The organism is Oryzihumus sp., from assembly GCF_054325275.1.
Map to the genome: position 1 here is coordinate 23,769 of NZ_JBTCWL010000039.1, position 12,262 is coordinate 36,030.

The window sequence follows — 12,262 nt, forward strand, 5'->3', positions numbered from 1 at the left end:
TGGTTGTGACGGCCAGACCGTCGTGATCACAACGGTTTCACCGTCACGATTGCCGTCACGTGACGGGGCAAGGGCGCGCGGATCGGGCGGGGTCAGAGGTCGACGGTGCCGCCGCTGCGCCAGTAGATGCCGTGGTCACGGGTCAGGAACCCCTCGTCGACGAGGTACCGCCGCAGCGCCGCGTGGTCCTGATGGAGCCGTTTGAGCACCGCCGTGACCTCCTTCTCGGTGTACTTGCGTCCCACCTCGAACGAACCGGCGACGTGGTCGAGCAGCGCGAGTCGCTTCACCCGCTTGGCCGGCATCTGCGAGATCCGCCCGTCGGCGTCGACGAACGTCCGCAGTACCGTCTCCTGCTGGGCCAGGGCGTCCTGGAGCAGAGGGTTGTCCATGCCGGGACGCTAGCAGCGCCCATGCTTGCGCGGCCCGATGTTTCGCAGCCGGTATCGCGGCTGCTCGCCGCCAGGCTCACGCCTTGACCAGGCCCGCCTACCCGGCCAGCGCGCCGGGCTCATGCCTTGACGAGGCCCGCCCACCCGGGCCAGCGCCCACCGGCCAGCGCGGCAGCGCCTGGCTCGTCCCGCCACAGCGGCCGGCCCGGCAGGTGCCGGAACAGCGCCAGGGCGCCGCCGGGGTCGTCCACGACCGTCGCCCCGTCCCGGGCCGGGGGAGGGGACCGCGAACGGCAGGCCCAGGACGGACACGTGCGCCAGCAGCCGGTGCTCGGCGCGCACGCGGTCCGCCGGCAGGTTGCCGTAGCGCCGCAGCACCCATGTCCGACCGCCGGCGAGGACGGCGAGGAGGGTGTTGTTGGTGCCGCCGGCCATCGGCTCGGCCGACTCGACCGGCGGCAGGTCCCAGTGGCGCAGCGCCTCGTTCAGCAGGGCGCGGGTCATGACCGTGATCGTGGCAGTGCGGCGCGACGATCGTCGCGGAGATTTCGGGGGCTTCGCGCGCGCCAAACCCCGCGACGATCGTCGCGTCGAAGGCAGCGGTTGGACTCGCCCGGATAACGGGCCCGAGCAGGCGCCCGCAGGGCGCAGCCCCGGACGCGCAGGGGAGGAGGGGCCGCCCTTCGCGGCCCTAGAGTTCCGCCATGGGCTTCAAGGCGGTCACGGCGCCGGGCGCCGACGAGCCGGTCACCATGCTCGAGCTCTACTTCGACCTCGTCTTCGTCTTCTCGGTCACCCAGCTCACGTCCCTGGTCCTGGGCAGCAACGGCGGCACCGGCGGCAGCACCAGCAGCAGCAACGGCGCGACGGGCTACCTGCACGCCGCCGGGGTGCTGCTCGTGACGTGGTGGATGTACGACGGCTACGCCTGGCTGAGCAACAACGTCGCCCCGAAGACCACGTCGACCCGGCTGCCGATGCTGCTGGCGATGACGGGGTTTCTCGTCATGGCGATCGAGGTGCCCCAGGCCTTCGGCGACGGCGCGCTGACGTTCGCCCTGGCCTACCTGCTGGTCGTGCTGGTCCACGCCGCGTCCTTCGCCCGCTCCAGCCTCGGCGGGTCGGCGCGGGCCATCGTCGCGATCCTGCCGGTGAACCTTGGCGTCGCCGTGCTGCTCATCGTGGCGGCCCTGCTCGGCCCGGGGCGGGGCTGGGTCTGCTGGTGGCTGGCTGCCGCCGTGCTGGTCTGGTCGCTGGTCACCCGGCGCGAGACGGGGTTCAGCATCCGGGCCGCGCACTTCGCCGAACGGCACCGGCTGCTGGTGATCATCGCGCTGGGCGAGACCATCATCGCCACCGGCGTCTCGGCGCAGGGGCGACTGGACCGACCCGCCGTCCTGGCCGGTGTCCTGCTGTCCATGGCCCTGGTCTCGGCGCTGTGGTGGGTGTTCTTCGCCGTCGGTGACGACGAGGAGGGGGTGCGGGCTCTCGAGCAGCTGCCCCCGGAGCAGATGACGCGTCGCGCGCTGTGGGCCTACTCGATGGCCGTCCTCGTCATCATCGCGGGCCTGGTGCTCGTCGCTGCCGGGCTGCACGAGTCGCTGCACGACCCCACTCACCACCTCACCGCCGTCGTCGCGGCCACGTTCGCGGCCGGGGTAGCCGTCACCGTCCTCGGGGTCCTCCTGTATGTCCGGCTGCTCGGCCTCGACCGTGGCGCCGCGCTGGTCGCCGGCGCCCTCGTCGCCCTGCTGACCGTGCCGCTGGGCCTGGCCCTCAGCGCCCTCGCACAGCTCGCCGGCCTCGTCGTGGTGGTGGTCGGCCTCGCCGTGGCCCGGTCCCGGCGCCCGGCCCCGGCCCTGACACGATGACCGCGTGCGCGTCCTCATCGCCCCCGACTGCTTCACCGGCACCCTCTCCGCCAGCCAGGCCGCCGAGGCGATGGCTGAGGGCTGGCGCGCCCACGCGCCCGACGACGAGCTGACCCTGCTCCCGCTCTCGGACGGCGGCCCGGGCTTCCTCGACGTGCTCCAGCGGGCGCTCGGCGGCACCACCGTGGCCGTGACCGTGCAGGACCCTCTCGGCCGGGAGGTGCCCGCCGCGATCCTGCTCGTCGAGGAGGAGGCCGGCCGCACGGCATACCTGGAGTCGGCGCAGGCCTGTGGCCTGCACCTGCTCGCCCCGGACGAGCGCGACCCGGCTGTCACCAGCACGTATGGCGTGGGCCAGCTCCTCGGCGCCGCGCTCGCCGAGGGTGCCACCCGGGTGGTGGTCGGCCTCGGCGGCAGCGGCACCAACGACGCCGGCGCCGGCCTGCTCGCCGCGCTCGGAGGAGGTGATCCGGACCTCCTGGCAGCCGGCGGTCTCGCCCTCGCCGGGGCCGGCGACGACAGCCTGGCCGGGCTGGACACGGCCAGGCAGCGGCTCGCCGGGGTCGACCTGGTCATCGCCACCGACGTGGACGTGCCGCTGCTCGGCTTCCACGGCGCCAGCGCCTCCTTCGCCCCGCAGAAGGGCGCCACCCCCGAGGTCGCGCAGCAGCTCGAGGCGGCGCTCGGCCGGTTCACCGAGGTGGTCGGGCGCACCCTGCCGCCGCGCAAGGACCTGCTCACCGGCGCCATGCTGCGCCTGGACCGCGAGCCCGGCGCCGGCGCGGCCGGGGGGCTGGGCTACGGGCTGATGCTGCTCGGCGGCCGCCGGGTCAGCGGGGTCGAGGCGGTGCTGGACGCGGTGGGCTTCGCCGAGCGGGTCCGCGCCGCCGACCTGCTCGTCACCGGCGAGGGCACCTTCGACTGGCAGAGCCTGCGCGGCAAGGTCGTCGCCGGCGTCGCCGAGGCGGCCATGGCGGTCGCGGTGCCGACGGTGGTCGTCGCCGGCCAGGCCCTCGTCGGGCGGCGCGAGTCGATGGCCCTGGGGATCAGCGGCACCTACGCCGTGGCGGAGCGGCCCGAGCAGGTCCCCGCTGCGCTGGCCGACCCCGCCGGCACCCTCGCCGCGCGCACCACCCGCGTGGCGGCCACCTGGTCGCCGCGCCGCGGGTAGACGTCGCAGCGCGAGGACGTACCCTTGGAACGCCGGGAACACATCCCGACCTTCGCGGGTTGGCACTGCTGGACCGACCCACGACCGACGACATGAAGGACGCGTCTCATGAGTGTTCAGGACGACACGCAGGCTCAGACCACCGCCACCGAGGCCGAGGCCGCGCACGGCGTGCTGCTGACCGACGTCGCCGCTGCCAAGGTCAAGAGCCTGCTCGAGCAGGAGGGTCGCGATGACCTGCGCCTGCGCGTGGGCGTGCAGCCCGGTGGCTGCTCCGGCCTGATCTACCAGCTCTACTTCGACGAGCGCACCCTCGACGGTGACCTGGTCCGCGACTTTGGCGGGGTCGAGGTCGTCGTCGACCGGATGAGCGCTCCCTACCTCGACGGCGCGACGATCGACTTCGCCGACACCATCGAGAAGCAGGGCTTCACGATCGACAACCCCAACGCAGGCAGCTCCTGCGCCTGCGGCGACTCCTTCAGCTGAGTCGCGCGGGGGACCACCCCCGGAGACGACCGTGGCCGGCATACCTCATCGGTATGCCGGCCACGTCGCGATCGGGCTCACCGACGGGGGCAGGCGGGGAGGCCGGATCTCAGGAGCCGTAGCCCTCGTAGCCGTCGATGAGGGTGGAGGCGTCGTCGGGGACGACGACGTCGCGGTGGGCGGGCAGGCCCCAGGGGCGCCGCTCGACGATGTCGAGGTGGACGTCGTGGGACTCCTGGGCCATCTCGGCGACGCTGCCCTCGTCGAAGCCCTCGCGCGGGCCGGGGTGCTGCACGGGAATCGTCATGGCGACCACGCTAGGACCGGCGGGCGACCGGACACACCGGTACCAACCGGTAACACTTGCCGGTAACCGGATTTCCTGCGCCTTTCCTGCGCCCCGCCTGCGTCCGCGGGGGCCGCGGGGTGGGCGCCGGACGACGTGCCGGCCGCCAGCAGGTAGGTTGCCGGGGTGCGTATCGCTGTCACCGGGTCCATCGCCACCGACCACCTCATGACCTTCACGGGGCGGTTCTCCGACTCCCTCGTGGTCGACCAGCTCGACAAGATCTCGCTGTCCTTCCTCGCGGAGGACCTGCAGGTCCGGCGCGGCGGTGTGGCCGCCAACATCGCCTTCGGCATGGCCAATCTCGGCCAGCGGCCGGTGCTCGTCGGGGCGGTGGGCGAGGACTTCGTCGACTACCGCTCCTGGCTGGAGCGCCATGGCGTCGACTGCGACGCGGTGCACGTCTCCGAGGTGCACCACACGGCACGCTTCGTGTGCACCACCGACTCCGACATGGCGCAGATCGCCACGTTCTACGCCGGCGCCATGAGCGAGGCCCGCGAGATCGAGCTCGGCCCGATCCACCGCCGCATGGGCGGTCTCGACCTGGTCCTCGTCGGCCCGAACGACCCCGAGGCGATGCTGCGGCACACCGCCGAGTGCCGCACCCGCGGACTGGCCTTCGCCGCCGACCCCTCCCAGCAGCTGGCCTGGATGGAGGGCGACTCCATCCGCGCCCTCATCGACGGCGCCGCCTACCTGTTCACCAACGAGTACGAAGCCGCGCTCACCGAGAAGAAGACCGGCTGGAGCGCCGGCGAGATCGCCGAGCGGGTCCGCACCCGGGTGACCACCAAGGGCAAGGACGGCGTCATCGTCGAGACCGCCGGCGAGGAGCCGATCGAGGTCCACGTGGCGCGCGAGGTCCGCAAGGCCGACCCGACCGGTGTCGGTGACGCGTTCCGCGCCGGGTTCCTCACCGGCCTGGCGTGGGGGCTGGGGCACCGCCGCTGCGCCGAGCTCGGCTCGATGCTGGCGACCTACGTCATCGAGACCGTCGGCACCCAGGAGTACGAGCTGGGCCGGGCGCGCTTCCTGCAGCGGTTCACCGAGGCCTACGGGTCCGAGGCGGCCGCCGAGGTCGAGCCGCACCTGGTCTGCCCCCGGCCCTGACGCGCTGCCGCGACCTCCGGCCCGTCGTCCCGCGCCACCGCACCCGCGACCCTAGGCTGACTCCATGCAGGTCGAGCCCGAGCCCTCCCGCTGGCAGCTCGACCTGAGCCAGGCCCAGCCCGAGGAGGACCTCGTCGGGGTCGGCGCGGACCTCGAGCCGGGCACCCTCCTGCGGGCCTACCGCGCCGGGCTGTTCCCGATGGGGCTGGGCCGGCACGGCCGGGGCCCGATCGGCTGGTGGTCCCCGGACCCGCGCGGAGTGCTGCTGCCGGGTGACCTCAAGGTGAGCAAGTCCCTGCGCAAGTCCTGCCGCCGCTTCGAGGTGCGGGTCGACACCGCCTTCACCGACGTCATGCGCGCGTGCGCCGACCCGGGCCGGGACGGCCGCTGGATCACCCCCGCGGTGGTCCGTGCCTACACCGCCCTGCACCAGCTGGGCTGGGCGCACTCGGTCGAGACCTGGCAGGACGGAGAGCTGGTCGGCGGGCTCTACGGCCTGGCCGTCGGTGGCCTGTTCGCGGGGGAGTCGATGTTCCACCACGCCACGGACGCGTCCAAGGTGGCGCTGGTGACCCTGGCCGAGCGCGTCTTCGCCGACGGCGACCCCGCCCGGGTCATCGACGTGCAGTGGTCCACGCCGCACCTGCAGTCCCTGGGCGTCACCGAGATCCCGCGCGAGGACTACGTCGCGCGGCTCGACAGGGCCCTCGCCCTGCCACTACCGGCCGCCTTCGCCTGACCCTGCTGGCGGCGCCGGCGTCGAGGGGGCCCCCACCACCACCCGGTATGCCGTGTGCCCGCCGTCCGCGGCCTCGCTCACCTCGGCCAAGGTGTGCCCCCGCATCCGGCACCACGCGGGCACGTCGTGCCGTGCGGCGGGGTCGGTGGCCAGGACGACGACCTGCGTGCCGGGGGCGGCGTCCCGGGCGGCCGCCGCCAGCCGGATCACCGGCAGCGGGCAGCGCAGGCCCCGGGCGTCGACCTCGACCACGCCGTCCGGCTGCCGCTCGCTCACAGGCCCTGCACCCCGAGCTGGGCGCGGACGGTGGCCACGGCGTCGCCGAGCTCGCGACAGAACCGGTCCACGACGGCCGCCCGGTCCGGGGCGACCGCCCCGAGCGGCAGGGTGAGGCGGACGTTGCCGTGGGTGAGCACCCCCATGGCGGCCAGGACATGGCTCGGCTCCAGGGTGCTCGCGGTGCACGCCGAGCCGGAGGCGACGGCGAACCCGCGCCGGTCCAGCTCGGTGACCAGCGCCTCACCGTCGACGTACAGGCAGGAGAACGTCACGACGTGGGGGAGCCGGTCCACCGGGTCACCCACCACCTCGACGTCGGGCACCGCCGCCGCGGCGGCACGGACCCGGTCGACGAGCTCGCGCGCGGCGGCGGCGTCGGCCTCGCGCACGGCGGCCGTCTGCCGCCAGGCCTCCGCGGCGGCCAGGGCCAGCGGCACGACGGGCTGGACGTCGGTGCGCCCGCCCTCCAGCTCGGACACCGGTCCGGGCCGGCGCCAGCGCACGCGCTCGGGCACGACCAGCACGCCGACCCCGGGCGGCCCGCCCCAGGACAGGGCCTCGCCGGCGAGGACGTCGAAGTCCGCCGGGACCGGGTCGCGCCCCAGCCCGGCCATCGCGTCGACCACCAGCGGTATGCCGCGCGCCCGGCAGGCCGCGTGCACCGCCGCCAGGGGCTGGCGGGTGCCGACCTCGCCGTTGGCGGCCTGGACGACGGCGGCCACCGTGCCCGGCCCGTCCAGCGCCGACTCCAGAGCGGATGGGTCGACGCGCCCGAGGGGGTCGACCGGCACCTCGGCGAACCGGTCGGGCTCGCCCGAGTGGGCCACGGCATACCGGCCCTCCAGCAGCACCGCGGAGTGCTCCACCGCGGTGGCGACCACCCGCTGCCCGCGGCGGCGAGCGGCGTGAGTCAGGCCCTCCACGACGGCGCGCAGGGCGGTCGGGCCGTCGGGCAGGAACGAGACCTCCGGGGGGCGCACCCCCAGGCCCGCCGCCAGCTCCTCGCGGGCCTGGTCAAGGACTGCCCGCGCCCGGCGTCCCTCGGCGTGCAGCCGGCGCGGGTCGGCCCACCCCGCGTCGAGCGCGGCGAGCAGGGCCTCGCGGGCCGCCGGGACCATGGGCGCCCGTGCCGCGTCGAGGAATCCGCGCGTCGGGGCGGCGGAGGAGGCTCCGGAACGGGGCCGCGAATCGTGTTGTGCCACGGTCCAGACGTTAGTCCGACCCTGACGGTGCCGTCGGACAGCGGGGGAGTAGGGTTTGGCCGTTGACTCGGACATCGAATCCCGGAAGGTGCACCCGTTGCGTCCGCACGATGACACTTCCGCACGCGCGAAGCGGCGGGGCCTGACTCTCACCGGTATTGCGGTGCTGGCTGCTGTGGCCCTCTCCGGCTGCGGCGAGCAGGTAAAGCGCGGCTTCCTGCCGCACGGCGTGACCGCCAACAGCAGTCGCGTGATCAACCTCTGGAACGGCTCCTGGGTCGCCGCCCTCGTGGTCGGCGTGATCGTCTGGGGCCTGATCATCTGGTGCGCCGTGGCCTACCGCCGCCGGAAGGACGACACCGGCCTGCCGGAGCAGCTGCGCTACAACGTGCCGATCGAGATCCTCTACACGGTCGTCCCGCTGTTCATGATCGCGGTGCTCTTCTACTACACGGCCCGTGACGAGTCGGCCCTGCTGGACACCAGCAAGAAGCCGGACGTGACGGTCAACGTGGTCGGCAAGCAGTGGAGCTGGGACTTCAACTACGTCGAGGCCCAGACCTACGAGGCCGGCACGCAGGCCGAGCTCACCGGCCAGCCCGGTGTCGAGGCCACGCTGCCGACGCTCTACCTGCCGGTGAACAAGCGGGTCCAGTTCGACCTGACCGCTCGCGACGTCATCCACTCCTTCTGGGTGCCGCAGTTCCTGCAGAAGCTGGACATGATCCCCGGCCGGGTCAACAAGTTCCAGATCATCCCGACCGAGACGGGCACGTTCCAGGGCAAGTGCGCCGAGCTGTGCGGCGCCTACCACTCGCAGATGCTGTTCCAGGTCAAGGTCGTCTCCCAGCAGGAGTACGACGCGCACATCGCCGAGCTCAAGGCTCGCGGCAACAACGGCCAGCTCGACAACACGCTCAACCGTGAGCACCTCGAGCAGGGCCAGAACGTTTCGAACGGCGGGAGCAACTGATGGCCACCGTGACGTCCCCCCGCACCATCCTGGTGGAGAGCACGGAGCGGCGACGCTCCCCGGGGCAGACCGTCGTGAAGTGGGTGACGACGACCGACCACAAGGTCATCGGCAACCTGTACTTCATCACCTCGTTCCTCTTCTTCATGATCGGTGGCCTGCTGGCGCTGCTGATCCGCGCCGAGCTGGTTGAGCCCGGCCTGCAGGTCGTGGACAACCCCGAGCAGTTCAACCAGCTGTTCACCATGCACGGCACGATCATGCTGCTGCTGTTCGCGACGCCGCTGTTCGCCGGCTTCGCCAACGCGCTCATGCCGATCCAGATCGGGGCGCCGGACGTGGCGTTCCCGCGGCTGAACATGTTCGCCTACTGGCTCTACCTGTTCGGTGGCCTGATCGCCTCCGCCGGGTTCCTCACCCCGCAGGGTGCGGCCTCCTTCGGCTGGTTCGCCTACTCGCCGCTGTCCGACACCACCTACAGCCCCGGCATCGGCGGCGACCTGTGGGTCTTCGGCCTCGCGCTCGGTGGTTTCGGCACGATCCTGGGTGCGGTCAACTTCATCACCACGATCATCTGCATGCGCGCCCCGGGCATGACGATGTTCCGGATGCCGATCTTCACCTGGACCATCCTGATCACCTCGATCCTGGTCCTCATGGCCTTCCCGGTCCTCGCCTCGGCGCTGCTCGCCCTCGGTGCCGACCGCCAGCTCGGAGCACACGTCTTCGACCCGCAGAACAGCGGCGCGATGTTGTGGCAGCACCTGTTCTGGTTCTTCGGGCACCCCGAGGTCTACATCATCGCCCTGCCGTTCTTCGGCATCATCAGCGAGATCCTGCCGGTGTTCTCCCGCAAGCCGATCTTCGGCTACAAGACGCTGGTCTTCGCGACCATCGCCATCGCGGCGCTGTCGGTCTCGGTCTGGGCGCACCACATGTACGCCACCGGCCAGGTCCTGCTGCCGTTCTTCGCGGTCATGACCATGCTCATCGCGGTGCCCACCGGCGTGAAGTTCTTCAACTGGATCGGCACGATGTGGGGTGGCTCGCTCACCTTCGAGACGCCGATGCTCTGGGCGATCGGCTTCCTCATCACGTTCCTCTTCGGCGGCCTGACCGGCATCATCCTGTCCAGCCCGGCCCTCGACTTCCACCTGTCCGACTCCTACTTCGTCGTGGCGCACTTCCACTACGTCGTGTTCGGCACGGTCGTGTTCGCGATGTTCGCCGGCTTCTACTTCTGGTGGCCCAAGTTCACCGGTCGGATGCTCGATGAGCGCTGGGGCAAGATCCACTTCTGGATGCTGTTCATCGGCTTCCACACCACGTTCCTCATCCAGCACTGGCTGGGCGTCAAGGGCATGCCGCGTCGCTACGCCGATTACCTGCCCGAGGACGGCTTCCAGTGGATGAACGACGTGTCCAGCGCGGGCGCCCTGCTGCTCGGCGCCTCCACGCTGCCGTTCCTCTACAACGTCTGGAAGACGTGGCGCACCGCGCCGCTGGTGGAGACCGACGACCCGTGGGGCTACGGCGCCTCACTGGAGTGGGCGACCTCCTGCCCGCCGCCGCGGCACAACTTCGAGACGATCCCGCGGATCCGCTCGGAGCGTCCGGCCTTCGACCTGCACCACCCCGAGGTCGCGGCCTACGACGCGGCGCAGCCCGACAAGAACATCCTGGACTCCCTGCTGGGTGAGCCCGACCTGCACCACACGGAGGACAAGCACTGATGAAGGTCGAGACGTGGCTCTTCGGCGCGGGGACGTTCATCTTCGCCCCCCTCGGGCTGATCTACGGCTTCTTCACCCACTGGCAGGAACCGGTCGGTCCGGTGGCCCTGATGCTGACGGCCGGCCTGTCCGCCCTGGTCGGCTTCTACCTGTGGTGGACCGGCCGCAAGCTGGACGACCGCCCCGAGGACGACCCGCTGGCGCCGATCGAGGCCGCCGAGGGTGACTACGGGTTCTTCAGCCCGCACAGCTGGTGGCCGCTGCCGCTGGCCGCCTCGTCCGCGCTGGTCTTCCTGGGCCTGGCCGTGGGCTGGTGGCTCGTGGTGATCGGCGTCGTCTTCGGCGCGCTGGCCACCGTGGGCTGGGTCTTCGAGTACTTCCGCGGGGAGCACGCGGTCTGACCCTTTGGCCCGATCTGACCGGTCCGCGCCGACGGACCGGGTAGGCTGGGGTCAACTTCCGTCCGAGAGCCGTGGTCTCCCATCCGGGGGGCCACGGCTCTCGCACGGTTCCGGGACGTTCGCGGGGGGACCGCGCCGGCATCGTTGCCCGACCGTGACCACGGTCGGCGGCTCCGTCGTCAACCACCCGCGCGTCCCATGCGTCCTCATGGATGGGTGCCTCCGTGGGCACCGAGTGAAGTTCGTCCTTCGGGTGGGAGTCGGTCAACGTGGTGATCTCGACAATGCGGCGTCGTGCTGCCCTCGCTGCGGCGCTGCTGGCCGGCGCCGCCCTGGTGTCGGCCTGCGGCCCCGCGGGTGGTGCCTCGGGCACGGCAGCCGGGGGAGCGGGCACGCACGCCCCGGCAACGGCCGGTGCCGGTGCGTCCAGCCCCACCCAGCAAGCCACCCCGGCGCGGTTGTCGGTCAGCCCCTCGGACGCCGCCACCGGCGTCCTGCCGACCACACCGGTGACCGTCCGGGCCGAGTCCGGCACCTTGGGCAGTGTCACGCTCAAGGCCACCGACGGTGCGACCGTGGACGGCACGGTCGGCGCCGACGGCACATGGAAGGCGAGTGGCCGGCTCACTCCCGGCACGGCATACACGCTGACCGCGAAGGCGACCGGTCAGGACGGCACGCCCTCCACGGTGACTTCCTCGTTCACCACCCTCAGGCCCGCGGTGACGGCGACCTACGGGCTGATCCCCGGCGGCGGCACGGTCGGCGTGGGCATGCCGGTGAGTGTGCAGTTCGACTCTCCGGTCGCGACCAAGGCCGAGCGGGCGCAGGTCGAGAAGCTGATGAAGATCTCGGTCAGCCCCCAGCAGGAGGGCGCCTGGGGCTGGCTGGACAACCGCCAGCTGATGTGGCGGCCGAAGAACTACTGGCTCCCCGGCACGCACGTCACGGTCACCGCGCCGCTGCACGGCGTCCAGACCGGTGAGGGCAAGTGGGTGGCTGCCGACCACAGCACCAGCTTCACCGTCGGCTCCTCGATGGTCTCCACGGTCGACATGAACGCCCACACGATGACGGTCCGCCAGAACGGCGCGGTGCTGCGCACGTTCAAGGTCAGCACCGGGCGTCCGGGGCCGAAGACCGAGACCCGTTACGGCACCAAGGTCATCATCTCCCGCGACGGCGACGTCACCATGGACTCGACCACGATCGGCATCCCCAAGGGCAAGCCGGGCTACTACAAGATCGACACCAAGTGGGCGATGCGCCTGACCTGGACGGGCGAGTTCATCCACTCGGCCCCGTGGTCGGTCGGCGCGCAGGGCAACGCCAACGTCTCCCACGGATGCACCAACATGGCGCCGGTCGACGCGCAGTGGATGTTCGAGCACTCCAAGGTCGGTGACGTCGTGAAGTTCACCGGGTCCAACCGGCCGTTCCTGCCGACCGAGGGCTACGGCATCTGGATGTACTCCTTCAGCCAGTGGAAGGCCCAGAGCGCCCTGGCCTGACCGTTCTGCTCGACCAGCGGGGGCGCACCCACCCGGGGGGGG

14 protein-coding genes are annotated in these 12,262 nt (G+C 72.0%); 9 read left to right on the forward strand and 5 right to left on the reverse strand.

From position 1 onward, the window contains the following. Positions 1 to 92 precede the first annotated feature (92 nt). Entirely contained in the window at positions 93 to 392 is a 300-nt protein-coding gene (locus ACXVGS_RS11510; RefSeq protein WP_458529524.1) for a DUF2087 domain-containing protein, read from the reverse strand. A 119-nt stretch (positions 393 to 511) separates the two neighbouring features. Beyond that, complete coding sequence (locus ACXVGS_RS11515; protein WP_458529525.1) at positions 512 to 643, reverse strand: hypothetical protein; 132 nt, start codon at positions 641 to 643, stop codon at positions 512 to 514. Between the two features lie 453 nt (positions 644 to 1,096). On the opposite strand from ACXVGS_RS11515, the gene ACXVGS_RS11520 reads away from it, so the two are divergent. From ACXVGS_RS11520 to ACXVGS_RS11530, 3 genes are all read left to right on the forward strand, one after another. Further along, positions 1,097 to 2,263 carry a low temperature requirement protein A gene (locus ACXVGS_RS11520; protein WP_458529526.1) on the forward strand — a complete coding sequence of 389 codons (1,167 nt, stop codon included), beginning with the start codon at positions 1,097 to 1,099 and terminating at the stop codon, positions 2,261 to 2,263. A gap of 4 nt (positions 2,264 to 2,267) precedes the next feature. Continuing rightward, positions 2,268 to 3,434, forward strand: a complete 1,167-nt coding sequence (locus tag ACXVGS_RS11525) for a glycerate kinase family protein (protein WP_458532645.1) — start codon at positions 2,268 to 2,270, stop codon at positions 3,432 to 3,434. Between the two features lie 108 nt (positions 3,435 to 3,542). After that, complete coding sequence (locus tag ACXVGS_RS11530; protein WP_141788462.1) at positions 3,543 to 3,923, forward strand: HesB/IscA family protein; 381 nt, start codon at positions 3,543 to 3,545, stop codon at positions 3,921 to 3,923. Positions 3,924 to 4,032: 109 nt separating this feature from the next. Here ACXVGS_RS11530 and ACXVGS_RS11535 read toward each other — a convergent pair whose 3' ends face one another. Beyond that, the gene (locus tag ACXVGS_RS11535; protein ID WP_458529528.1) at positions 4,033 to 4,230 is read right to left on the reverse strand and encodes a hypothetical protein; all 198 of its coding nucleotides are present in this window, start codon (positions 4,228 to 4,230) and stop codon (positions 4,033 to 4,035) included. A gap of 165 nt (positions 4,231 to 4,395) precedes the next feature. Between ACXVGS_RS11535 and ACXVGS_RS11540 the strand changes: the two genes are divergently transcribed. After that, positions 4,396 to 5,382 carry a carbohydrate kinase family protein gene (locus ACXVGS_RS11540; protein WP_458532646.1) on the forward strand — a complete coding sequence of 329 codons (987 nt, stop codon included), beginning with the start codon at positions 4,396 to 4,398 and terminating at the stop codon, positions 5,380 to 5,382. Positions 5,383 to 5,446: 64 nt separating this feature from the next. Further along, on the forward strand, positions 5,447 to 6,121 hold the full coding sequence (gene aat / locus ACXVGS_RS11545) for a leucyl/phenylalanyl-tRNA--protein transferase (RefSeq protein ID WP_458536971.1): 675 nt from the start codon (positions 5,447 to 5,449) through the stop codon (positions 6,119 to 6,121). Here aat and ACXVGS_RS11550 read toward each other — a convergent pair. Together ACXVGS_RS11550 and ACXVGS_RS11555 are read right to left on the reverse strand one after the other, a co-directional pair. Further along, positions 6,101 to 6,397, reverse strand: a complete 297-nt coding sequence (locus ACXVGS_RS11550) for a sulfurtransferase TusA family protein (RefSeq protein ID WP_458529531.1) — start codon at positions 6,395 to 6,397, stop codon at positions 6,101 to 6,103. The two genes, aat and ACXVGS_RS11550, sit on opposite strands and share 21 nt — an antisense overlap. Further along, entirely contained in the window at positions 6,394 to 7,602 is a 1,209-nt protein-coding gene (locus tag ACXVGS_RS11555; RefSeq protein ID WP_458536972.1) for a cysteine desulfurase family protein, read from the reverse strand. The genes ACXVGS_RS11550 and ACXVGS_RS11555 overlap by 4 nt, the downstream gene beginning before the upstream one ends. Before the next feature lie 97 nt (positions 7,603 to 7,699). Here ACXVGS_RS11555 and ctaC point away from each other — a divergent pair, with 97 nt between their 5' ends. The 4 genes from ctaC (at position 7,700) to ACXVGS_RS11575 (ending at position 12,220) form a co-directional block, all read left to right on the forward strand. Beyond that, on the forward strand, positions 7,700 to 8,575 hold the full coding sequence (ctaC, locus tag ACXVGS_RS11560) for an aa3-type cytochrome oxidase subunit II (RefSeq protein WP_458529533.1): 876 nt from the start codon (positions 7,700 to 7,702) through the stop codon (positions 8,573 to 8,575). Beyond that, positions 8,575 to 10,308: an aa3-type cytochrome oxidase subunit I gene (gene ctaD / locus ACXVGS_RS11565; protein WP_458529534.1), complete on the forward strand. Its 1,734-nt coding sequence runs from the start codon at positions 8,575 to 8,577 to the stop codon at positions 10,306 to 10,308. The genes ctaC and ctaD overlap by 1 nt, the downstream gene beginning before the upstream one ends. Further along, positions 10,308 to 10,709, forward strand: a complete 402-nt coding sequence (locus ACXVGS_RS11570) for a cytochrome c oxidase subunit 4 (RefSeq protein ID WP_458529535.1) — start codon at positions 10,308 to 10,310, stop codon at positions 10,707 to 10,709. The genes ctaD and ACXVGS_RS11570 overlap by 1 nt, the downstream gene beginning before the upstream one ends. Positions 10,710 to 10,978: 269 nt before the next feature. After that, positions 10,979 to 12,220, forward strand: a complete 1,242-nt coding sequence (locus tag ACXVGS_RS11575; protein ID WP_458529536.1) for a L,D-transpeptidase — start codon at positions 10,979 to 10,981, stop codon at positions 12,218 to 12,220. Positions 12,221 to 12,262 lie beyond the last annotated feature (42 nt).